Annotated in this window: 17 protein-coding genes and 1 pseudogene; 8 read left to right on the plus strand and 10 right to left on the minus strand. The window is 72.6% G+C overall.

Annotated elements, in window-relative coordinates; translation table 11 throughout:
* From BKD26_RS07470 to rsmH, 4 genes and pseudogenes are all read right to left on the minus strand, one after another.
* Window positions 1-1,668: a UDP-N-acetylmuramoyl-L-alanyl-D-glutamate--2,6-diaminopimelate ligase gene (locus BKD26_RS07470; RefSeq protein WP_084897038.1), complete on the minus strand. Its 1,668-nt coding sequence runs from the start codon at window positions 1,666-1,668 to the stop codon at window positions 1-3.
* Window positions 1,669-1,685: 17 nt separating this feature from the next.
* The gene (locus BKD26_RS07475) at window positions 1,686-3,650 is read right to left on the minus strand and encodes a penicillin-binding protein 2 (protein WP_084897039.1); all 1,965 of its coding nucleotides are present in this window, start codon (window positions 3,648-3,650) and stop codon (window positions 1,686-1,688) included.
* A 31-nt stretch (window positions 3,651-3,681) separates the two neighbouring features.
* Window positions 3,682-4,011 (minus strand): annotated as a pseudogene (locus tag BKD26_RS07480) (hypothetical protein); the annotation flags it as partial.
* A 137-nt stretch (window positions 4,012-4,148) separates the two neighbouring features.
* A complete protein-coding gene (gene rsmH, locus BKD26_RS07485; RefSeq protein ID WP_084897040.1) occupies window positions 4,149-5,105 on the minus strand; it encodes a 16S rRNA (cytosine(1402)-N(4))-methyltransferase RsmH in 957 nt (318 codons plus the stop codon).
* Window positions 5,106-5,577: 472 nt separating this feature from the next.
* On the opposite strand from rsmH, the gene BKD26_RS07490 reads away from it, so the two are divergent.
* The 4 genes from BKD26_RS07490 to BKD26_RS07505 all read left to right on the plus strand — a co-directional run bounded on the left by BKD26_RS07490 (window position 5,578) and on the right by BKD26_RS07505 (window position 11,297).
* Complete coding sequence (locus BKD26_RS07490) at window positions 5,578-6,120, plus strand: carbonic anhydrase (RefSeq protein WP_084897041.1); 543 nt, start codon at window positions 5,578-5,580, stop codon at window positions 6,118-6,120.
* 211 nt (window positions 6,121-6,331) lie between these two features.
* A complete protein-coding gene (locus tag BKD26_RS07495) occupies window positions 6,332-7,498 on the plus strand; it encodes a MoxR family ATPase (protein ID WP_084897373.1) in 1,167 nt (388 codons plus the stop codon).
* A complete protein-coding gene (locus BKD26_RS07500; protein WP_084897042.1) occupies window positions 7,498-8,877 on the plus strand; it encodes a DUF58 domain-containing protein in 1,380 nt (459 codons plus the stop codon). Before BKD26_RS07495 ends, BKD26_RS07500 begins: the two co-directional genes overlap by 1 nt.
* On the plus strand, window positions 8,874-11,297 hold the full coding sequence (locus BKD26_RS07505; protein ID WP_084897374.1) for a DUF3488 and transglutaminase-like domain-containing protein: 2,424 nt from the start codon (window positions 8,874-8,876) through the stop codon (window positions 11,295-11,297). Before BKD26_RS07500 ends, BKD26_RS07505 begins: the two co-directional genes overlap by 4 nt.
* A 511-nt stretch (window positions 11,298-11,808) precedes the next feature.
* Here BKD26_RS07505 and BKD26_RS07515 read toward each other — a convergent pair.
* The 3 genes from BKD26_RS07515 to BKD26_RS07525 all read right to left on the minus strand — a co-directional run bounded on the left by BKD26_RS07515 (window position 11,809) and on the right by BKD26_RS07525 (window position 13,782).
* The gene (locus BKD26_RS07515; RefSeq protein ID WP_084897044.1) at window positions 11,809-12,201 is read right to left on the minus strand and encodes a DUF3040 domain-containing protein; all 393 of its coding nucleotides are present in this window, start codon (window positions 12,199-12,201) and stop codon (window positions 11,809-11,811) included.
* Between the two features lie 266 nt (window positions 12,202-12,467).
* On the minus strand, window positions 12,468-13,226 hold the full coding sequence (locus BKD26_RS07520; RefSeq protein ID WP_084897045.1) for a methyltransferase: 759 nt from the start codon (window positions 13,224-13,226) through the stop codon (window positions 12,468-12,470).
* 70 nt (window positions 13,227-13,296) lie between these two features.
* Window positions 13,297-13,782, minus strand: a complete 486-nt coding sequence (locus tag BKD26_RS07525) for an SAV_6107 family HEPN domain-containing protein (RefSeq protein WP_084897046.1) — start codon at window positions 13,780-13,782, stop codon at window positions 13,297-13,299.
* 154 nt (window positions 13,783-13,936) lie between these two features.
* Here BKD26_RS07525 and BKD26_RS07530 point away from each other — a divergent pair, with 154 nt between their 5' ends.
* From BKD26_RS07530 to BKD26_RS07545, 4 genes are all read left to right on the plus strand, one after another.
* Window positions 13,937-14,755, plus strand: coding sequence for an ATP-binding cassette domain-containing protein (locus tag BKD26_RS07530; RefSeq protein WP_084897047.1), 819 nt, complete (start codon window positions 13,937-13,939; stop codon window positions 14,753-14,755).
* On the plus strand, window positions 14,727-16,874 hold the full coding sequence (locus BKD26_RS07535) for a YhgE/Pip domain-containing protein (protein WP_084897048.1): 2,148 nt from the start codon (window positions 14,727-14,729) through the stop codon (window positions 16,872-16,874). The genes BKD26_RS07530 and BKD26_RS07535 overlap by 29 nt, the downstream gene beginning before the upstream one ends.
* 11 nt (window positions 16,875-16,885) lie before the next feature.
* Entirely contained in the window at window positions 16,886-17,494 is a 609-nt protein-coding gene (locus BKD26_RS07540; protein WP_084897375.1) for a TetR/AcrR family transcriptional regulator, read from the plus strand.
* Between the two features lie 424 nt (window positions 17,495-17,918).
* Window positions 17,919-19,439: an NAD(P)/FAD-dependent oxidoreductase gene (locus BKD26_RS07545; RefSeq protein ID WP_179166457.1), complete on the plus strand. Its 1,521-nt coding sequence runs from the start codon at window positions 17,919-17,921 to the stop codon at window positions 19,437-19,439.
* On the opposite strand, the gene BKD26_RS07550 is transcribed toward BKD26_RS07545, so the two are convergent.
* From BKD26_RS07550 to thiE, 3 genes are all read right to left on the minus strand, one after another.
* On the minus strand, window positions 19,433-20,221 hold the full coding sequence (locus BKD26_RS07550; RefSeq protein ID WP_084897049.1) for a hypothetical protein: 789 nt from the start codon (window positions 20,219-20,221) through the stop codon (window positions 19,433-19,435). The genes BKD26_RS07545 and BKD26_RS07550 overlap by 7 nt on opposite strands.
* Before the next feature lie 51 nt (window positions 20,222-20,272).
* Window positions 20,273-21,190 (minus strand): methylenetetrahydrofolate reductase [NAD(P)H], encoded by a 918-nt coding sequence (gene metF / locus BKD26_RS07555; protein ID WP_084897050.1) that lies wholly within the window; start codon window positions 21,188-21,190, stop codon window positions 20,273-20,275.
* Between the two features lie 117 nt (window positions 21,191-21,307).
* Window positions 21,308-21,970: a thiamine phosphate synthase gene (thiE, locus tag BKD26_RS07560; protein ID WP_084897051.1), complete on the minus strand. Its 663-nt coding sequence runs from the start codon at window positions 21,968-21,970 to the stop codon at window positions 21,308-21,310.
* Window positions 21,971-22,005: the final 35 nt, after the last annotated feature.

The following is a 22,005-nucleotide window of genomic DNA, read 5'->3' on the forward strand; positions in this document are numbered from 1 at the left end:
TCATCCCTGACTGTTCTGGATTGCTTCGCGGAGGACCTGGCGGTCGTCGAAGGGGCGTACCACTCCGGCGATGTCCTGGCCCTGCTCGTGGCCCTTGCCCGCGACCAGCACGGTGTCGCCGGGCCGGGCACGCGCCACGGCGGCGGCGATCGCGGCGGCCCGGTCCTCGAAGACGGCGACCTCGCCGCGTTCGTGGATCGGCACCTCGGCGGCGCCGGCGAGCATGGCGGCGAGGATCGCGAGGGGGTCCTCGGAGCGGGGGTTGTCGGAGGTCAGTACGGCGGTGTCGGCGAGGCGTGCGGCGGCGGCGCCCATGGGGCCCCGCTTGGTGACGTCCCGGTCGCCGCCGCAGCCGAGGACGACGTGCAGCTTGCCCTCGGTGACCTTGCGCAGGGCGCGCAGGACCGATTCGACGGCGTCCGTCTTGTGGGCGTAGTCGACGACCGCGAGGTAGGGCTGGCCGGCGTCGACCCGCTCCAGGCGGCCGGGTACGCCGGGGACGGCAGCGACGCCGTCGGCGGCGGTCTGGGGATCGATTCCGGCCACGGCGAGGGTGACGACGGCGGCCAGCGTGTTGGCGACGTTGAACGGGCCCGGCAGCGGGGCCTTGGCGCTGATCCGCTCGCCCTGGGGGCCCACGATGGTGAACGTGCTCCCCATGGCGCCGATTTCGACGTCCTCGGCGTGCCAGTCGGCGTCCGGGTGGCCCTCGGCGGAGAAGGTGACGACGGGGACGGAGGCTTCCTTGGCCAGCCTCCTGCCGTACTCGTCGTCGAAGTTCACCACTCCCTGCCGGCTGCGGCGCGGCGTGAACAGCTGCGCCTTGGCCTGGAAGTAGTCCTCCATGTCGGAGTGGAACTCCATGTGCTCCGGGCTGAGGTTGTTGAAGACGGCGACGTCGAAGACGCAGCCGTCGACCCGGCCCAGCACGAGGGCGTGGCTGGAGACCTCCATGGCGACCGCTTCGACGCCACGCTCGCGCATCACCGCGAACAGCGCCTGGAGGTCGGTGGCTTCCGGGGTGGTCCGCTCGGACTTGATGCGCTCGTCGCCGATGCGCATCTCGACGGTGCCGATGAGCCCGGTCGGGCGGCCGGCGGCCTTGAGGCCGCCCTCGACGAGGTAGGCCGTGGTGGTCTTGCCGGAGGTGCCGGTGATGCCGATCTGGAGCAGGCCGCTGCCCGGCCGGCCGTAGATGTCGGCGGCGAGCTCGCCCATCCGGCCACGCGGGTCCCCGGTGACCAGGACCGGCAGGCCGGTCGCGGCGGCGCGTTCGGCGCCCGACGGGTCGGTGAGGATCGCGACGGCCCCGAGGTCCGCGGCCTGGCCGGCGAAGTCGGCGCCGTGCAGCCGGGCGCCCGGCAGGGCGGCGTACACGTCTCCGGGGCGTACGGCCCGGGAGTCGTGGGTGATGCCGGTCACCTTGGCGCTGCCCGGCGACGGGATGTCCAGCCGGGCCGCCAGCTCGCCCAGGGGTGTGGGGCGGACCTGGGCCGGTCGGGGCGCTCCCGGGTGTTTCGCGGGGGCGTCCTTCGGGGTGGTTCGGGACTGATCAGCGTGTGGCACGGCGGTGAGCGTACCGGGCGCACCCGTCATCGGGCTAAATGAGGGCGCCTGGGCAGCGTGGTCGCCGGATCGGTTCCCTGGGTCGGGCGTGAAGGTTGTCACTGATTGCTCCCGCCGGCTCACTCGCCGGGTTTGAACGTGACCGGCATCCGAGGTGCTGGTGTGCCGGTTGGTGCGACTTGCAGGGTTTTGAGGGCGAACTCCATGACCTTCTTGTAGATGGGCCCGCAGATCTGGCCGCCGAAATAACTGCCCCTGGTGGGGTTCTGGATGGCGCAGTAGACGGTGATCTGCGGGTCGTCGGCGGGGGCGAAACCCGCGAAGGAGGCGGTGTAGCCCTTGTAGCGGCCGAGTTGGGGGTCGACGCGGTTGGCGGTTCCGGTTTTGCCGGCGACGCGGTAGCCGGGGATGGCGGCCTTGGTTCCGGTGCCTTCCTCGTCGTCGACGACCGATTCCAGCATGGCGGCGAGGGTCTTGGCTGTCTTCTCGCTGACGACCCGGGTCTGCTTGGGTGCGGGCGCCGGGGTGAAGCGGCCGTCCGGCCCCTTGGTGCCGCGTACGAGGGTGGGCTCGACGCGTACGCCGCCGTTGGCGATGGTCGAGTAGACGGACGCCGCCTGCATGGCGTTGATGGACAGGCCCTGGCCGAAGGGGATCGTGTACTGCTGCGAGGTGGACCAGTCCTGCGGCCCCGCGAGGATGCCGGAGGTCTCGCCCGGGTAGCCGAGGCCGGTGGGGCTGCCGAAGCCGAACTTGCGCAGGTAGGAGTGCAGGACCCGGTTGGCCTGGGCCTGGGTGGGGCCGAGCTGACCGGTGGCCAGGATGGTGCCGATGTTGCTGGACTTGGCCAGGACGCCGTTGAGCGTCAGGTACCAGGTGGGGTGGTCGATGTCGTCCTTGAACAGCCGGTCGCCCCGGTGCAGCCGGTTGGGGACGACGACATGGGTGGAGGGCGTGGCGGCGCCCTCCTCCAGGACGGCGGCCATCGAGATGACCTTGGCGGTGGAGCCCGGTTCGTAGGCGTCCTGGAGGGCGGCGTTGCCCATGGCGGCGGAATTGGCCTGGGACAGGTCGTTGGGGTCGAAGCCGGGCGCGTTGGCCATGGCGAGGACCTCGCCGGTCCGGGCGTTCTGCACTATCACGTAGCCGCGGTCCGCCCTGGACTCCTCGACCTGCTGCGTGATGGCCCGCTGGGCGGCCCACTGGATGTCGCGGTCGATGGTCAGCTCGATGTCGGAGCCGGGGACGGCGGGGGTCTCGCGGGCGCCGACGGTGGGCACCCGGCGGCCGCCGGACTGGGCGTACTTGATCTTGCCGTCCTCGCCGGCCAGCTCCTTGTCGAGCATGGACTCCAGGCCGCCTCCGCCACGGCCGTCGGCGTTGACGTAACCCAGTATCCCGGCGGCGAGGGTGCCGTTGGGGTACACGCGTTTGCTGCTGGGCTCGTTGAAGATGCCGGCGAGCACGCTGACGCCGGTGCCGCCGGCCGTCTTCTCAATGCGGGCCTTCTCGGCGAAGACGTTCTTCAGGTCCTTGATCTGGTTCCAGACCTGCGGGGTCTGGCGGCGGGCCAGCAGCGCGTAGCGCGAGTTGGGCGTCGTGAGCTTCTTGACCAGTTCGGCGGGGTCCTTGCCGAGGATCGGGGCGAGCAGGGCGGCGGCCTGCTCGGGTGCGTCGGGGGTCCTGCTCTCCTCGGGCGTGAACATCTTCGGGTCGGCCGTGATGTCGTACGCGTCGACGCTGGTGGCCAGCGCGATCCCGGCGCGGTCGGTGATCTCGCCGCGCTCGGCGGACAGCGTGTACTCCTGGTACCGGTTCTTCTCCGCCTTGGCGGCGTACGCGCCGGCGTCCACGGCCTGGACCTGGAGGAGGCGCACGACGAACGCCAGCATGACCAGCGTCAGGCCGAGGCTGACCAGCCGCAGCCGGGGCCTGGGGCTGCCGAGCCGGATGGTGCGGGCCCTGGCGGGCGGGCGGGCCGCCGGGCGCGGGCGCCGGGCGGGCGGGCGCGACGCGGGCCGCGCGGGGCGTTCGGAGCGGGCGGGGGCCGGTACGCGGCGGCGTGGGGGCTGGGTGGGGGGCACTGCGTCACCTGCCGGGCGTCGTCGGGGCGGTGGACGGGGCGGGCTCGGCCGTCGCCCTGCTGGGTACGCCCCGGACCGTGCCGTCGGGGCCCAGGAAGGCGGGGCTGCCGCCGGGCACCATGCCGAGCTCACGGGCCCGGCGCTCCAGCGCGTCGGGGGCGGAGCGGTCGTCCACGTCCCGCTGGAGTTCCTGCTCCTCGTCGGTGAGTTCGGTGGTCCTCTTCTTGAGCTCGCTGAGCCGGAAGGAGCCCTCGTTGAGGGAGGAGTTGAGCAGGAGGAGGGTGATCAGACCGCCGCCCAGGAGCAGGACGACCAGCAGGACGAAGGGCGTCCGGGCCGCGGTGCTCGGCCCGGACGGCATGAGCCGCGCGAGCCGCGCCGCCCGGCCCTTCAGCGGTCCCGCCTTGGTCACCTGTCCTCCCGGTTCGCCCCGCCGCCGTCCTCGTGGTCCACGTCGCCGCCGTACCCGCTACCCGTGCGGGCGGTCCGGCCCGCCGCTCACAGCGCGTCCTCCCTGATCCGCTCGGCGCCCCGCAGCCGGGCGGGGGCGGCACGGCGGTTCTCCGCGACCTCCTCCTCCGTGGGGAGTTCGGCACCGCGCGTCAGCAGCTTGAGCTTCGGCTGGTAGCGCTCCGGTACGACGGGCAGCCCCGGCGGCGCGGTACTGGTGGCGCCCGCCGCGAAGACCTGCTTGACCAGCCGGTCCTCCAGCGAGTGGTACGACAGGACGGCGATCCGGCCGCCGACCGCGAGGGCCTTCACGGCGGCCGGGATGGACCGCTCCAGGATGGTCAACTCGCCGTTGACCTCGATACGCAGGGCCTGGAAGGTCCGCTTGGCGGGGTTGCCGCCGGTCCGCTTGGCGGCCTGGGGAAGGGCATCGCGGATCAGCTCGACCAGCCGGGCACTGTTGCTGAACGGTTCCGTCTCCCGTTCCCGTACGATCGCCGCCACGATCCGCTTGGCCTGCTTCTCCTCGCCGTACTGGCGCAGGATGCGGACCAGCTCGCCGGGCGGGTAGGTGTTGAGGACCTCGGCCGCGCTGATGCCGGTCGTCTGGTCCATGCGCATGTCGAGCGGGGCGTCCTGGGCGTACGCGAAGCCGCGGTCGGCCTCGTCGAGCTGCATGGAGGAGACGCCGAGGTCGAACAGGACGCCCTGGACGCGGGGGACGCCGAGCCGGTCCAGTACGCCGGGGAGGTCGTCGTACACGGCATGGACGAGGGTGGCGCGGTCGCCGAACCGGGCGAGCCGCTCACCGGAGAGCCGCAGCGCCTCCTTGTCGCGGTCGAGCGCGATCAGCCGTGCCTCGGGGAAGCGGGTCAGCAGCGCCTCGCTGTGGCCGCCGAGGCCGAGGGTGCAGTCGACGACCACCGCACCCGGCTGTTCCAGCGCGGGTGCCAGCATGTCCAGGCACCGCTGGAGCATCACCGGGACGTGTCGGGTCTCGCTCATGCGCGACCCTCGCTGCGCCCGGGCCGGCATGCGCCGGAAGCGCACCTGCCGTCGATTCGCTCGCTGCGCTCGCTCATGCGCCCTCTCGAGATTCGGCGCGGCGTACGCACTGCCGGGTCCCCGCCCGCCCAGGAAGCCACCGGCGCCGGAAAGGGGCGTCGGCCGACCGGCGAGCGGGAGGAGGCCGAGCCGTACGTACCGCCGCACACGCGGGGGAGAAACTGCGGATTCGCTGGGATTCGCTCAATGTCTCCGTGAACTTCGCGTCACTTTAGTCCACTCCCCCGCCCGGTCAATCAACCGGGCAGCGCGTCGCGCGGGGCGGCCGCGCGAGGGAAGCTGCCCGGGATCGCTCACCCATATGGCGGCCCAAGCGCATCCTCTGTGGGTTAGCTCACACCGCGGCATGTTGGCGTACTTTGTCCTGCGCCAGCGCGAGCCGACGAGCTCGATGACAATTAACGTCATCAACATGTCGACTTCCGTGCACTCCGCATCCAGCGATGTCCGCCCCGGCGACTCGGTCATCGACCGCATCGTCGACGCGAACCGCCGTTACGCCGCCGACTTCAAGGACCCCGGCCTGGAAGGCCGGCCCAAGCTGAAGGTGGCCGTCGTCGCCTGTATGGACACCCGGCTCGACCTGCCCGCCGCGCTCGGCCTGGAGGTGGGCGACGCCCACACCATGCGCAACGCCGGCGGCGTCATCACCGACGACATGATCCGGTCCCTTTCCATCAGCCAGCGCGAGCTCGGCACCCGAAGCGTGGTGCTGGTGCACCACACGCGCTGCGGCATGCAGACGATCAGCGAGCACTTCCGCGACGCTCTGGAGGATGAAGTCGGGCAGCGTCCGATGTGGGCGGTCGAGTCGTTCAAGGACGCCGAGCAGGACGTACGGCAGTCCATGCAGCGCGTGCGCACCTCGCCGTTCATCCCCCACACCGATGACGTCCGGGGCTTCGTCCTCGACGTGAACACCGGTCTGCTGCATGAGGTCGGCGCGGACTTCTGAACGTTTCCTCTCGGTCCGGCACCACCCGAAACGCCACAACCGTGGACATACCGCACAGCGTTATCCACAGCCAAGTGACACGTACGGGCAACGGCAACAAGAATGCGGGGGTGGCACGTCTCCTGAATGGTTCGGAGACGGTGTCCGTGTTTCAAGGGTGGACCGTGCCGTCAGTCGCGCACGGCCCATGGAACGGGCCGAGGAGGGCCGTGTGACGACCTATGACGATCGAGCGAGCCTCACAGATCTGACCACCACAGCGGAACGTGTCCGCCGGTCGGTGGAGGGTGTGATCGAGGGCAAGCCTGAGGTCGTACGGCTTTCGCTGACCGTGCTGCTCGCCGAGGGACACCTCCTGATCGAGGATGTCCCCGGCGTCGGCAAGACCATGCTGGCCAAGGCGCTGGCGCGGTCCATCGACTGCTCCGTGCGGCGTATCCAGTTCACGCCGGACCTGCTGCCGTCGGACATCACCGGTGTCTCGATCTACGACCAGCAGCGCCGTGAGTTCGAGTTCAAGCCGGGTGCGATCTTCGCGCAGATCGTGATCGGCGACGAGATCAACCGCGCCTCGCCCAAGACTCAGTCGGCGCTGCTGGAGTCGATGGAGGAGCGCCAGGTCACCATGGACGGGCAGACCTACGAACTGCCCAGCCCCTTCATGGTGGTGGCCACGCAGAACCCGGTCGAGATGGAGGGCACCTACCCGCTGCCGGAGGCCCAGCGCGACCGTTTCATGGCTCGCGTCTCGATCGGCTACCCGAGCGCCGAGGCCGAGCTGCAGATGCTCGACGTGCACGGCGGGGTGTCGCCGCTCGACGACCTGCAGCCGGTGGCGCACGCCCACGACATCGTCAAGCTGATCGACGCGGTCCGGACGGTCCATGTCTCCGAGGCGGTCCGGCGGTACGCGGTGGAGCTCGTCGCGGCCACCCGCACCCACCCGGACCTCCGGCTCGGCGCCTCGCCGCGCGCCACGCTGCACCTGCTGCGCGCCGCGAAGGCCTCCGCCGCGCTGAGCGGCCGTGAGTACGCGCTGCCGGACGACGTCCAGGCGCTGGCCGTCGCCGTGCTGGCACACCGGCTGCTGCCGACGGCGCAGGCACAGCTGAACCGGCGCACGTCCGAGCAGGTCGTGCGGGACATCCTGCAGCGCACGCCCGTGCCGACGGCCACGCCGCCCGGTGGCCGGATGCCGGGCTCCCCGCTGTCCGGCGGCCCGGTGGCGGGCCCGCTGGCCGGGGGCCCGCTGGGCGGAGGTCCGGTGGCCGGCGGCCAGTTGCCCGGTGGTCAGGTTCCGGGCGGTCACATGCCCGGCGGACCGGCGTCCGGCGCCCCGCTGTACGGCCAGCAGCAGCCCGGCGTACGGCGGCTGTGATGACGGCCGGGGGGCCCGCCGACCAGGACGGCGAGAGCATGGGCGGGGTCCGGGCCGCCCTCGGTGGACTGACCACGCGCGGCCGGTCCTTCCTGGCGGCCGGCATCGCGGCGGCGATCTGCGCGTACGTACTGGGCCAGGGCGACCTGCTGCGGGTCGGGCTGCTGCTCGCCGTGCTGCCGCTGGTCTGCGTGACCGTGCTGTACCGCACCCGCTACCAGGTGGCGGGCAGCCGGCGGCTGTCGCCGCAGCGGGTGCCGGCCGGGGCCGAGGCGCGCGTGCACCTGCGGATGGAGAACGTCTCGCGGCTGCCCACGGGGCTGCTGATGCTCCAGGACCATGTGCCGTACGTGCTGGGGCCGCGGCCCCGGTTCGTGCTGGACCGGGTGGAGGCGGGCGGGCGCCGCGAGGTGTCCTACCGGGTCCGCTCGGACCTGCGCGGGTGCTATCCGCTCGGGCCGCTCCAGCTGCGGCTGAGCGACCCGTTCGGGATGTGCGAGCTGACCCGGTCGTTCAGTGCGTACGACACGCTCACGGTCATACCGCGCACCGAGCCGCTGCCACCCGGGCGGCTGCCGGGCGAGGCGTCGGGGTACGGCGAGGGGCGGCAGCGTTCGCTGGCGCTGGCCGGCGAGGACGACGTGATCCCGCGCGAGTACCGCTACGGCGACGATCTGCGGCGCGTCCACTGGCGGTCCACCGCGCGGTACGGCGAGCTGATGGTGCGGCGCGAGGAGCAGCCGCAGCGGGCCAGGTGCACGGTGCTGCTGGACACCCGTGAGGTGGCCTATCAGGGCTCCGGGCCGGACTCCGCCTTCGAATGGGCGGTCTCCGGCGCGGCGTCGGTGCTGGTGCACATGCTGGAGCAGGGCTTCGCCGTACGGCTGCTGACCGACGAGGGCAGCCCGCTGCCCGGCGACGGCTCCGACGGGTTCACCGGCGCGACGCAGGACTCCGCCGACGCGGCGGGCCTGATGATGGACACGCTGGCGGTCGTCGACCACTCCGACGGGGCGGGGCTCTCGCGCGCGTACGACCTGCTGCGCGGCGGGAACGAGGGACTGCTGGTCGCCTTCGTCGGCGACCTGGACGAGGAGCAGGCGGCGGTGGCCGCCCGGATGCGGCAGCGCAGCGGCGCGGCCGTCGCCTTCGTCCTGGACAGTGGTACGTGGCTGACCGGCGGCGCGGTGGCCGGGGCCGTGGAGGACAGTCTGCGGCGGCTGCGCGACGCGGGATGGACCGCAGTGGCCGTGCCGCCCGGGGCGTCGCTCGCCGAGCTGTGGCGGCACGCGGGCCGGGCCCGCGGCGGACCGGCTGCGACGGGCAGCGGTACGAGCGGTACGAGCGGTATGACCGGTGTTTCGGGGGGTTGGTCATGAGCGGTCGCGGGAGGCTGGCGCTGTGCGCCTTCGCCGCCACGCTGATGGCGGCGGGCGCGTTGCTGCCGCTGGTCGATCCGGCCACGTGGATCATCCAGGCCGCGCTGCTGCTGACGGTCCAGAGCGGGTCGGGCGCGCTGGTGCGGCGGTGGTCGGCGGCCCGGGCGCTGACGGTGGCGGTCCAGGCCCTGGTGACCCTGGTGGCGCTGGCGGTCGTCTTCGCCCGGGACCAGGCGGTGGCCGGGTTCCTTCCCGGGCCGGACGCCGTCCAGCAGTTCGGTGTCCTGCTGACAGCGGGCGCGGAGGACGTCGGGCAGTACGCGATCCCGGCGCCCGCGACGGACGGCATCCGGCTGATGCTGGTCGGCGGCGTGCTGCTGGTCGGGCTGGCGGTCGACGCCCTCGCGGTGACGTTCCGCAGCGCCGCCCCGGCGGGGCTGGCGCTGCTGGCGCTGTACTCGGTCGCGGCCGGACTGTCGGGCGGCGGCGCGAGCTGGCTGTGGTTCCTGCTGGCCGCCTCCGGCTATCTGCTGCTCCTGCTCGCCGAGGGCCGCGACCAGCTCTCCCAGTGGGGACGGGTCTTCGGCGGTGCGGCGCCGTCGCGGGGTGGCCGGGGCGCGGCCGGGCCGGCGGCGTCGCGCCGCGGGCCACTGGCCCCGGCGCGTACCGGACGCCGGATCGGTGTGGTGGCCCTGGGCATCGCGCTGGCGGTGCCGGCCGCGCTGCCGTCGCTCGGCGGCGGGCTGCTGGACGGCACGGGCTCCGGGGGCGATGGCGGCGGGGGCACGATCGACGCGATCAACCCGCTGGTGTCCCTCCAGAACAACCTGAACCAGCCCGAGGACCGTGAGGTACTGCGCTACCGCACCAATACGGAGGAGACGTCCGCGCTGTACCTGCGGATGACCGCGCTCGACGTGTTCGACGGCACCTCGTGGAGGAGTCCCAAGCGTCCCGTCGGCGACATCCCGGAGCAGTTCCCGCAGCCGGACGGCCTCAGTGGCAACGTCAGCACGACGGAGGTCACGACCAACATCTCGTCGGCCGGCTCCTATGAGCAGAAGTACCTGCCGCTTCCCTATCCGGCGACCCGGGTCGAGATCGGCGGACGCTGGCGGTACGAGCCGGTCGGGCGCCTGCTCGTCGGTGACGAGGGCCAGACCACCAAGGGCACGCAGTACTCGGTGAGCAGCCTGATCGTGAAGCCGACCCGTCAGCAGCTGGCCAACGCCCCGCAGGCCCCCGCGGAGCTGAGGCGCGAGTACACCAAGGTGCCGGGCGAACTGCCGGCGGACGTGAAGTCGACCGCCCTGCGGGTCACCAAGGACGCGGCGAACGACTACGAGCGGGCCGTCAAGCTCCAGGACTGGTTCGCCGTGGAAGGCGGCTTCCGCTATGACACCGAGGTGTCGTCGGGTACGGGCGTGACGGCGATCTCCCGGTTCCTGAAGGACAAGGAAGGCTTCTGCATCCACTTCTCCTTCTCGATGGCGGCGATGGCCCGGACGCTGGGCATTCCGGCGCGGGTCGCGGTCGGTTTCACACCGGGCGCGCCCCAGTCGGACGACACGATGTCGGTCGGCATACGTGATGCCCACGCCTGGCCCGAGCTGTACTTCGAGGGCGTGGGGTGGGCCCGTTTCGAGCCGACGCCGACGCGCGGCTCGGTGCCCGAGTACACCCGTCAGGAGACGCCCACGGGTCAGCCGAGCACTCCGGCGCAGCCTGAGGCGAGCGCCACCACGGCTCCGTCCGCGCAGCCTTCCACCCAGGAGAGCTGCCCGCCGCAGGCACGGCGGCTGGGCGAGTGCGGTGACACCGAGGAGTTCGGCATCGTCGTGCCGACCGACTCGGGGCCGCCGCTGGGCACGATCCTGCTCGTGGCCGCGGGTGTGGTGGCGGTGGTGCTGATACCGCTGCTGCCGCTGCTGTGGCGGGTGCGGGTACGGGCCCGGCGCCTCGGCCCGGCCGGGCGCGGCGCGGAGGACGCGGCCGCCCGGACGCTGGCGGCCTGGGAGGAGATCATCGACACAGCGTGGGATCACGGCATCCCGCCGGACGAGTCGCAGACGCCGCGCAAGACGGCTGTGCGGATCGTCCTGCTGGGGAAGCTCGAGGGGCCGCCGGCCGAGGCGGTGCACCGGATGGCCGGTGCGGTGGAGCAGGTCCTGTACGCCCCGCGGCCCCGCCCCGCGGTGGGGGCGGCGGAGGACGCCGCCCGGATCCGCGAGGGTCTGGCCGCCGGGGTCGGCCGGGCCGGCCGGCTGCGCGCGCTGCTCGCTCCGCGCTCGACCGTCCGGGTGGTGTGGGCGCTCTCGGACCACTGGACGGCGGTCACCACCCGGTGGGCCGACCGGCGCCACCGCCTGGTGGCCCGCTGGTCCTCCACCCTCCGCCGCCCGTCCCGCCAACGCGGCTGACCCCCGGCCGGGGCCGCGTCAGGGGGCGCCTCCGGGCGCGCCAGGACGCGGCACCCCCGCGCGGGGCACCGGCCGCCCGGCCGGGGCCCTGCGCCCGGCGCCTCTGCCGGAGGGTCCCCGGGCCCGAACGGCACGACGGCGAGCGGCGGCGGCCGAGCGGGGCCACGCGGCCGGGCTCGGGCGGTGCGACCGGAGTGGCCGTGTTCGGCGAGCAGGCTGGGCTCAGGCAGGCAGGGATTCGCGCGGACGGGCTTCGGCAGCGAGTTCAGGCAGCCGCGGGCCAAGGGCAGTCGGCCTCGGCGTGGCGACCGCCGGGGACCGACGGGCCGACGGGTGCAGGTGCCCGACTGGGCGCCGGGAACGGCCTCGGCTCTCCCGACGGACCGAGCGACGGACCGAGCGACGGACCGTGTCCGGTGGCCGGTTGCGGACACGGGTGAGGGGCGGCCGCCCGGAAGCGGTCGCCCCTCACCCGTAACTCACGCTGTGGCGCGGCCTCGCGGCCGTGCGTTCAGTGGCCCTGCTCGTCGCGGCGGCGCTGCCACCGCTGCTCGATCCGGTCCATCATCGAGCGTCGCTGCCGGGGGTGCCTGCCGTGGGCCGTACCTCCCTCGGCCTGCTGCTCGCCCGGTTTGGGCGCCTTGCGCCATCCGGTGACCGCGAGGACCGCACAGCCGAGCATGACGAGGAACCCCACCACGCTGATCCAGATCTGCTGCGCGACCATTCCGGCCATGAGGAGCGCGATACCCACCAGGAAGCCTGCGACCGCCTGGTAGACCCGTCGCCGGGTGTATGTACGCAGCCCGCTTCCCTCGAGCGCTGTCGCGAACTTGGGATCTTCGGCGTACAGCGCTCGCTCCATCTGCTCGAGCATTCGCTGCTCGTGCTCCGAGAGCGGCACGGAGTCCTCCTCGTCGTCGGTCGCTGGGGGCGACCGGTATGCGGCCCTTTCAGGATAGGCAGGGATTCGCCCCCGTGAAACCCGCCCTCTGTGCCATTTCACCGATCGGACCGCCATGCCGGTTCGGCTGGTGAGGCGTTGATTCCCCGTCCTCCGATCCGTCATGCCGGATGGTGTCCCTCGATCATACGGGGATCCGGACGTGAGCGGGGGGCCTGTGGCGTACTCCATCTGCGGCTGCGCCGCTGATCAGCCCGCTGGTGGGCTCAGCCGCGCTTTTCGCCCAGCACGTGCAGCTGGGTGGCGACCGACCGGAACGCGGGCAGCTCGGCGGCGGCCGCCTCCAGCTTCAGGAGTGCGTCCAGGGCACCGGGCTCGGTGTCGACCAGGACGCCGGGGACGAGGTCGGCGAAGACGCGTACGCCGTGCACGGCGCCGACCTCCACGCCGGCCGCCTCGACGGCCTCGGTGAGCTGCTCGGCGGTGAAGCGCCGGGGCACCGGGTCACCCTCGCCCCAGCGGCCGGCCGGGTCGGTCAGCGCGCGGCGGGCCTCGGTGAAGTGCCCGGCGAGCGCCCGCGCGAGGACGGCGCCGCCGAGCCCGGCCGCGAGCAGGCTGAGGGCCCCCGAGGGCCTGAGGGCCTCCACCGCGTTGCGCACGCCCTCCGCGGGGTCGTCCACGTACTCCAGGACGCCGTGGCACAGCACCGCGTCGTAGCCACCGCGCTCGACGACGTCGAACAGCCCGTGGATGTCGCCCTGGACCCCGCGCACCCGGTCGGCGACGCCGGCCTCGGCGGCGCGGCGCTCCAGCGCGAACAGCGCGTTGGGGCTGGGGTCGACGACGGTGACCCGGTGGCCGAGCCTGGCGACGGGCACGGCGAAGTTTCCGCTGCCGCCGCCGGTGTCGAGGACGTCCAGGCTGTCCTTGCCGGTCGCCTTGACCCGGCGGTCGAGGGCGTCCTCGAGGACGTCCCACACCACGGCGGTACGAAGTGAGGCGCGGGGGCGCTGCGGGTCCGACACGGCAGTTGACTCCTAGGTGACGGTTACGAACGCTTCCCACCCTATGGCCTGACAGCCTGTGCCCGGTCCCTCAGTTGGCATGACCGCCCTCCGTCTTCCCGGCCCTGGGCCGCGGCAGCACGGGCTCGGGCACGAGCAGCCGCTCGACCAGGGCCAGGAACATGGTCACGTCGCGGATCAGGTCGTCGGCATCGCGGCTGCTGGCGGCGCCCTGTATGCCCGCCTCGGCGCGCGCCCGGCGCGCGGCCCCGGAGGCGAACAGGGCGCTCCACTCGGTCAGCTCGGGTGCTATCTCCGGGAGCACCTCCCAGGCGCTGCGGATCTGCTGCCGCTTGCGTGGAGTGGTCTCGGGGCGGCCGCGGACGGCGAGCACGGCGGCCGCGGTCCGGAGGGCGGCGAGGTGAGCGGTGGCATACCGCTCGTTGGGGGTGTCGAGGGTGCTCGCCTCTTCCAGTCCCGTGCGGGCCTGGTCGAGCAGGTCGAGGGCGGCGGGGGGCGCCGAGGCGCGACGCAGCACGGGGTGGACGTCGCTCGCCGCCGCGTGGGTACCGGCCATGACGAACCTCCTGTCGTCGTGTGACGGCGCTGTGGCCGTATGTGTCCATCGTGCAGGCCACCACTGACAATCCGCCTGACCTGGGCTTTTGCCTCGATCGCAGGTTCGGAGTATTTTTTGCACTGACTGGTCAGTTCAAAGAAATGGGGGCTCGGTGGACAGCCAGGACGACAACACCGACGAGAGCGGCACCCACCCGCACGGTGCCGCGCTGGTCGCTGAGGGCCTCGGGCTGAAAGGCCCCCGGGGCTGGGCCTTCCGCGGCGTGACCGTGGACGCCGCGCCCGGCGCGCTGGTGACGATCGAGGGCCCGTCCGGTTCGGGCCGCACGTGCCTGCTGCTGGCCCTGACCGGCCGGATGCGCCCGACCGAGGGCCACGCGGACGTCGGCGGGCTGCGACTGCCGCGCAAGATGGCCGCCGTACGCGGGATCAGCGCGCTCGGACCGGTGCCCGGCGTCAGCGACCTTGACCCGGCGCTGACCGTCGCCGAGCATCTGCGCGAGCGCGCCCTGCTGCAGCGCCGGTTCGACGGCTCGCCGCTCGCCCTGCTGCGCCCGCGCGCAGAGCAGGCCGCCGCCTCGCGTGCCCGGGTCGAGGCTGCCCTGGCCACCGCCGGCCTGAGCCTCGGCGCCCTGCCCAAGGCGGAGCGCACCTCCGTGCGGGACCTGGAGCGGCTGGAGGCCCTGCGGCTGTCGATCGCCCTGGCCCTGATGGGCGCACCGCGCCTGCTGGCCGTCGACGACACGGACCTGAAGCTCTCCGACACCGACCGCGCCGAAGCCTGGTCCCTGCTGCGGTCCATCGCCGACAGCGGCACCACCGTGCTCGCCGTGTGCAGCGAGGCGCCCGGCGGCACGACCACCATCCGCACCGGCACCGACACCGACACCGACACCGACACCGACACGAACGAGACCGACGAGACCGAGAAAGGGGCAGCCGATGCGCTCGCCGAAACTGGCCGCGCTTGAGCTGAAGCGGTTCGGCAGGGGGAAGCTGCCGCGCGCCGCACTCGTGGCGGTCCTGCTGCTGCCGCTGCTGTACGGCGCGCTGTACCTGTGGTCGTTCTGGGACCCGTACGGCAGGCTCGACAAGCTTCCCGTCGCGCTCGTCAACGAGGACAGGGGCGCCACCGCGGACGGCAAGAAGATCACCGCGGGCGACGACATCACCAGGAACCTGCGCGAGAGCAAGGTCTTCGAGTGGCACGAGGTGAGCGACGCGGAGGCCCGTGAGGGCGTCGAGAACGGGACGTACTACCTGTCGCTGACCATGCCCGGCGACTTCAGCGAGCGCATCGCCTCCAGTTCCGGCGACGCGCCCGGGACCGGCGCCCTTCAGGTGCGTACGAACGACGCCAACAACTACATCGTGGGGCAGATCTCGCGGACCGTGTTCGCCGAGGTCCGCACCGCCGCGTCGACGAAGTCGTCCCGGTCGTTCCTCGACAAGATCTTCATCAAGTTCTCCGACCTCCACGACGCCACTGAAAAGGCGGCCAAGGGCGCCGACGAGCTCAAGAGCGGGGCGGCGAAGGCCAAGAAGGGCTCCGAGGACCTCTCCGACGGTCTCACCGACGCCAAGAAGGGCAGCGGCGAGCTGGCCGGTGGCCTGAAGAAGCTCGACAAGGGCGCGGCCGACCTGGAGGCCGGGGCCCGGCAAGTGGCCAACGGCACCCAGGTGCTCGCCGACCGGGTCAATGGTGTGGCCGCCGACGTACGGCCGTACCTCAAGGACAACGGCAAGAAGATCGGCGAATCCGCCCGGCTGGTCTCCGACCTGTCCCAGGGCATGCGCAACAGCCTGGACCTCATCGTGAAGCGGGGGCCCACTCTCCGCACGGGCGCGCACGTGGCCGCCGACGAACTGGCCGCCATCCACAAGGAGGAGTGCGAGGCCAAGCCGCTGCCCGACGCCGAGCCCCTGCCCGGTGCCGATGCCCTGCCCGACGCCAAGCCCGTGCCCGACGCCACGCTGTGCCCCAAGCTGCAGAAGGCGAAGGTCGCATCCGCCGACGTGGCGAAGATCGCCGACGACCTCCACGAGCTGGCCAAGGACAGCAACGGTGACCTCAAGAAGCTGGACGCGCAGCTGAAGGACCTTCAGGCCAAGGCCGACGCCCTGGCCAAGCGGGCGCCGAACCTCGACGAGGACCTCGCCTACGCCGTCGGCAAGATCAACGAGTTGAACGCCGGCGCCCACAAGGTCGCCACCGGAGCGGACACCCTGCACACCGGCCTGACCACGGCCACGTCGGGCTCAACCGAGCTGGACAGCGGCGTCGGCAGGCTCAAGAGAGGCGCCGGCGAGCTGGACAGCGGCCTGTACAAGCTCGCCGACGGTTCCACCGACCTGGCCACCGGCCTCAATGACGGCGTCGAGAAGATCCCCGACTACGACAGGGCCGACCGCGACCGCCGCACCGAGGTGATGGCCGACCCGGTCAAGCTCGCCTCCCAGTCCCTGCACAAGGCGCCCAACTACGGCACCGGATTCGCCCCGTACTTCATCCCGCTCTCCCTCTGGGTGGGCGCCATGGTGGCGTACATGCTGATCCAGCCGCTCAACCGCCGGGCGCTCGCCGCCGGTGCGTTCGCGTGGCGCATCGCGCTGGCCGGCTGGCTGCCGGTGGCCGCGATCGGTGTGCTCCAGGTCGCCGCCCTGATGGGCGTCCTGCGCTGGGCGCCCGGGCTGGGCCTCGAGATGGCCCGCCCCGCCGGGACGGTGGCCTTCCTGCTGCTGGTCACCTGCTGCTTCGCGGCGATCATCCAGTGGCTCAACGCCCGCTTCGGCGCCGCTGGACGGATCCTCGTCCTGGCCCTGCTGATGCTGCAGCTGACATCGGCCGGCGGCACCTACCCCGTACAGACGAGCCCGGGCTTCTTCAACGCGATCCACCCCTTCCTGCCGATGACATACGTCGTCGAGGCACTGCGCCGGCTCATCACGGGCGGCGGCATCGGACCGGTCTGGCAGGCCTGTGCGGTCCTGGCCGCCTTCACCGCCGGCGCGCTCGCCCTGACGGCCCTCTCCGCGCGGCGCAAGCAGGTATGGAGCCTCGATCGCCTGCACCCGGAGCTGAGCCTGTGAGAATCGACGCCATGGACACCCAGAGCAGCAGACGGCAGGCCACCCGCACCAAGCTCTACGAGGCCGCTGTGACCCTCATCGCCGAGCAGGGCTTCTCGGCGACGACCGTCGACGAGATCGCGGAGCGCGCCGGGGTGGCCAAGGGCACGGTCTACTACAACTTCAAGAGCAAGACCGAGCTCTTCGAGGAGCTGCTGCGGCACGGCGTCGGGCTGCTCACCGAGTCCCTGCGGACCGCCGCCGACGAGACGGCCGAGCGGGGCGGGACAAGGGTCCAGGCGCTGGACGCGATGATCCGCGCGGGTCTGGTCTTCATCGACCGCTACCCGGCCTTCACGCAGCTGTACGTGGCCGAGCTGTGGCGCACCAACCGCGCCTGGCAGTCGACCCTGCTGGTGGTACGTCAGGAGGCGGTCGCCGTCGTCGAGACGGTGTTGCGGGAGGCCGTGGGCAGCGGCGAGCTGAGCGACGAGATCGACATCCCGCTGACCGCGGCCGCGCTGGTCGGGATGGTGCTGGTGGCGGCGCTGGACTGGCAGGCGTTCCAGCGTGAGCGCTCCATCGACGACGTCCACGCGGCCCTGTCCCGGCTGCTGCACGGGCGCGTGAGCGGCCGCTAGGGGACCGCGTACACGGGCACGGAAACAGCCGGTCCGCCGAGGCTCGATCCCCCCGAGCCTCGACGGACCGGCGTCATTCCCCCGTGTCCCCCCGTATCCCCCGATCCCCCGTGGTCCCCCGTGCGTTCCCCCTGGTGGGAGAGCCCTGACCCCCGTGTGTTCCCCCGTCGGTCCCGGGCCCTCCGTTGTGCACCCCCGTTCCGGCAGGTGCGCGGTGCCGGTTCCGCCGCCCCGTGTCGGCGGTGTCGGCGCCGCGCCCCTTCCGTGGTCCCCACTCTTCCGTCCGGGGCGGTCGGGGCCCATCCGCGTACCTACTCATCTCGCGCTCTAGGTACGCGTACTCAGAGGTCCGCGTTCATGCCCACGGGCGCGTGCGTCCGGCCTCCCGGCGGGATTGTCAGTGGGGCCGGATAGGGTCCCTGACATGGCACGGATCGTGGTGATCGGCGCGGGGATGGGCGCCATGGCGGCAGCGGCCCGGCTGGCTGTGGCGGGCCACCGGGTGACGGTGTACGAGCGCGCGGAGACGTACGGAGGCGCGGTCGGCCGGTTCGAGCGCGACGGCTTCGCCTTCGACACCGGCCCCGGGCTGCTGCACCTGCCCGCCGTGTACCGGGACCTGTTCGTCAAGACGGGCAAGGAGCCGCTGGAGCAGTGTGTCCGGCTGACCCAGGTCGACCCGGCGAGCCGGCACGTCTTCGCCGACGGTACGGCCGTGTCGCTGCCGAACGCCTCCAGAGCCGGTGTCGTCTCGGCGCTGGACGCGGCGCTCGGCGCGGGCGCGGGGACACGGTGGGGCGAGTTCCTGAACCGGGCGCGGGACGCCTGGGACCGCTCACGCAGGCCGCTGCTGGAGGAGCCGCTGCCGGCCGACGTGACACGGTTCGCGCGCGACCCCTACCCGGCGCTGAGGACCGGCCTGCTGCGCCGCTCGGCGACCACGCTCGCCGAGGTGGGGCGGCGGGAGCTGCGCGACCCGCGGCTGGCGGCGCTGCTGGAGAGCCACGCCCTGGCGTACGGCTTCGATCCGGCGACCGCCCCCGCTGCCGCCGCCGTGCTGCCGTACATGGAGCAGACCTTCGGGAGCTGGTACGTGAGCGGTGGCATCCGGGCGCTGGCGGACGCCGTGTACGAGCGCTGCCTCGAGCGGAAGGTGGAGTTCGTCCTCGGTACCGAGGTGACCGGTGTGGTGGCCGAGGACGGCCGGGTGGCCGGGGTTGAGCTGGCCGGCCGGGAGGTGGTCGAGGCCGACCACGTGGTCGCGGGCGCACCACTGCCCGCGCTGTACCGGGACCAGGTCCTGGAGTGGGACGGCCAGGAGGAGTGGCCGCGCCACCAGCAGGGTGTGCGGACGGGCCGGGTCACCGTGTGCCTGGCGCTGCGCGGCGCACGGGAGGCGGACGCCGTCCACCGTACGGTGGTGCACTCCGCCGGCCGGGAGGAGGAGCTGGACGCCCTCGCGCGCGGGCGGCTGTGCGACCGGCCCACGGTCGTGGTGCTGCGCCCCGGCGACGAGCGGCTGCGCCCGGACGCGGACCACGAGTCGGTGACAGTCACCGCGACCGTCCCGGCGGGCGGCGCATGGGCGTCGGAGAACCTGTGGGGCGCCGATCGGACGGCGGCCGTGGCCGTGGAGGCGTTCGCCGACCGGATGGTGGAGGCCGCGGCGGCGGCCGTGCCGGGCCTGCGGGAGCGGCTGCTGTGGCGGGTGGTGCGCACCCCGGCCGACACGTTCCGGGACACGGGCGTGTTCCAGGTGCCGGGTCCGGCGCTGGCGGGTGCGCGCGGCTCGCTGCTGCCCGCGGCGAACGCCGCGCCCTTGGGCGGGTTGTACTTCGCCGGAGGGTGGGCCCATCCGGGCGGCGGGCTGGCGCATGCCGGGATGTCGGGGGCGCTGGTGGCCGGGCTGATCGTGGAGGGCGCGGACTTCCGCGGCTCTCAGTAACGGTACGGGTCGCCCTGGCCCTGGCCCGGGTCGTAGCCGTACGGCGGCTGCTGCGGGGCCTGGTGCTCCGCGTCGCGCTGCTGCGGCACCCATACGCCGCCGGGCGGGGTTTCCATGCCGTACTGGGGGGCGTAGGGGTCGGCGTACTGCTGCTGCTCGCCGTAGCCGCTGTTGTCGTACGGGGCGGTGCCGATGTACGGGTCGGAGTACGCGGCGTAACTCTGCTGCCCGGCGGTGCCGTAGTCGTACGTGGCCGTGGCGTAGGTGCCCTGCTGGTCGTACCCGGTGGCGGCGTAGGTGTCGAAGCCGCCGTCGTACGAGGCCGTCTGGGCGGTCGGCGCGGGCTGGTTGTAGACCGCGTACTGCCCGGTCTCGTCCGGCAGCGGCTCCGGGGCGTAGACCGCCGTGGTCTCGGCGGCCGTCGGCTCCTGCTGCTCATAGGCGAGGTTCGAGACCTCCAGGGTCGGCCCGGCGGCGCCGGCCGACCGGGCCCCGTTCCCGGCCTTGCGGCGGCGGCTGGCCCCGGGGCGGCCGCCGAGCGCCCACCCGGTGGAGAAGCCGCGCCGGAAGGAGAGCGTGACGTACGTCTGGCCGATCGCGAAGGCGATGGCGCCCGCCGCGATCACGGGGACCGAGGGCAGCAGCACACCGAGGACCACGCCCAGGAACCCGGCGAAGGCGAGCAGCCGCCAGCGCAGCCGTGCCTTGTACTGCAGGAGCACTTCACCGAGCAGCCACAACGCGACGACACCGAACGCGATGTAGAGGACCGTCCAGCCCATGCCCGCCCCTCTCGTACGGCCCCCGCCACGGGACGTGGCGGGTACGGCCGGTCAGGACTGCTCGTGCAGTCCGAGATTCTCGTAGATCTCGAGCGTTGCCGTGGAGTTGTTGAGCGTAATGAAGTGCAGTCCGGGGACACCCTCGGAGAGCAGCCGCGCGCAGAACTCCGTCGCGTACTCGATGCCAATGGAGCGTACAGCGGCCGGATCGTCCTTGACGGCGAGGATCCGTTCTTTCAGCTCCGGCGGGAAGTGGGCGTTGCTGAGCTGAGCGAACCGTTCGATCTGCTTGACGCTGGTGACCGGCATGATCTCCGGGATGATCGGCGTATCGCAGCCCTTGGCCGCGGCCCGGTCGCGCAGCCGCAGATAGTCCTCGGGGAAGAAGAACATCTGGGTGATCGCGTAGTCCGCGCCCGCCCGGCACTTGTCCACGAAGTGCCGGATGTCCGTGTCCCAGTCGGCGGAGCGCGGGTGCATCTCGGGAAAGGCCGCGACACCGACGCAGAAGTCACCGGACTCCTTGATCAGCCGCACCAGGTCGGCGGCGTATCGCACGCCCTGGGGGTGCGGGACCCACTCGCCCATCGGGTCACCGGGCGGATCGCCCCGGACGGCGAGGATGTTCCTGATGTCGGCGTCGGCGTACTGGCCGATCATGTTGCGCAGCTCGGCGATGGTGTGGTTGACGGCGGTGAGGTGCGCGACTGGGGTGAGCGTGGTGTCGGCGGCGATCTCCTGGGTGGCCTTGACCGTCCCGGCCCTCGTGGAACCGCCGGCTCCGTACGTCACGGAGACGAAGCTGGGAGCGACGGCTTCTACCCGGCGCAGCGCGTTCCAGAGGTTCCGCTCGCCCTTCTCTGTTTTGGGCGCCCAGAACTCGAAGGAGTACGTCGTCTTGCCGGTCGCGAGCAGATCGCGCACCGTTCGTGCGCGATCTGTCCTGGTGGAAGGTGTGCCAAGGGCCATACGGGCAGGTTAGCCACGGGTCGGGCGTCACCCAACCAGAGCAGGGTAATTTGTCGCTTTTGCCGGGTTGTTGTCCACGCCTTGGACACTCGTGGACAGGGTGGACCGTGCGCGCGCCTACGCCGAGCGCTCGCCGGCCCGCTCGCGGACCCGCTTCGCCAGCGCCGCCGTGGCCGCCGCCGGGTCGTCGGCCTCGGTGATCGCCCGGACGACGACGATCCGGCGGGCGCCGGCGTCCAGCACCTCGTCCAGGTTGCCCGCGTCGATGCCGCCGATGGCGAACCACGGACGCTCCTGGTGCAGCGCCGCCGCGTACCGCACGAGGTCCAGCCCGGGCGCGTACCGCCCCGGCTTGGTGGGCGTCGGCCAGCACGGGCCGGTGCAGAAGTAGTCCACGCCCGGCTCGGCGACCGCCGCGTCCACCTCCGCCTCCGCGTGCGTGGAGCGGCCTATCAGCACGTTGTCGCCCAGGATGGCGCGGGCGGCCGGCACGGGCAGGTCGCCCTGGCCCAGGTGCAGCACACCGGAGCCGATGGCGTGCGCGACGTCGGCCCGGTCGTTCACCGCCAGCAGCTTGCCGTGCCGACGGCAGGCGTCGGCGAACACCGCCAGGTGCTCCAGCTCCTCGCCGGCCTCCATGCCCTTGTCACGCAGCTGCACGATGTCCACGCCGGAGGCCAGCACCGCGTCGAGGAACTCGGGCAGGTCGCCCTGGCGCTTGCGGGCGTTGGTGCAGAGGTAGAGCCGGGCGTCGGCCAGCTGGGCGCGTGCGGTGGACATGAGGTGATCCCCCCGTTGGTGCGGCGGCGTACGGG

The sequence above is a fragment of the Streptomyces sp. CB03238 genome, from assembly GCF_002099185.1.
GTDB lineage: Bacteria > Actinomycetota > Actinomycetes > Streptomycetales > Streptomycetaceae > Streptomyces.

Coding starts and splice junctions, on each gene's coding strand:
- rsmH (WP_084897040.1), bottom strand. CDS start 5,105: ATGAGCGAGACCCGACACGTCCCGGTGATGCTCCAGCGGTGCCTGGAC.
- BKD26_RS07490 (WP_084897041.1), top strand. CDS start 5,578: ATGTCGACTTCCGTGCACTCCGCATCCAGCGATGTCCGCCCCGGCGAC.
- BKD26_RS07500 (WP_084897042.1), top strand. CDS start 7,498: ATGACGGCCGGGGGGCCCGCCGACCAGGACGGCGAGAGCATGGGCGGG.
- BKD26_RS07505 (WP_084897374.1), top strand. CDS start 8,874: ATGAGCGGTCGCGGGAGGCTGGCGCTGTGCGCCTTCGCCGCCACGCTG.
- BKD26_RS07525 (WP_084897046.1), bottom strand. CDS start 13,782: ATGGCCGGTACCCACGCGGCGGCGAGCGACGTCCACCCCGTGCTGCGT.
- BKD26_RS07535 (WP_084897048.1), top strand. CDS start 14,727: ATGCGCTCGCCGAAACTGGCCGCGCTTGAGCTGAAGCGGTTCGGCAGG.
- BKD26_RS07540 (WP_084897375.1), top strand. CDS start 16,886: ATGGACACCCAGAGCAGCAGACGGCAGGCCACCCGCACCAAGCTCTAC.
- BKD26_RS07545 (WP_179166457.1), top strand. CDS start 17,919: ATGGCACGGATCGTGGTGATCGGCGCGGGGATGGGCGCCATGGCGGCA.
- BKD26_RS07550 (WP_084897049.1), bottom strand. CDS start 20,221: ATGGGCTGGACGGTCCTCTACATCGCGTTCGGTGTCGTCGCGTTGTGG.
- metF (WP_084897050.1), bottom strand. CDS start 21,190: ATGGCCCTTGGCACACCTTCCACCAGGACAGATCGCGCACGAACGGTG.
- thiE (WP_084897051.1), bottom strand. CDS start 21,970: ATGTCCACCGCACGCGCCCAGCTGGCCGACGCCCGGCTCTACCTCTGC.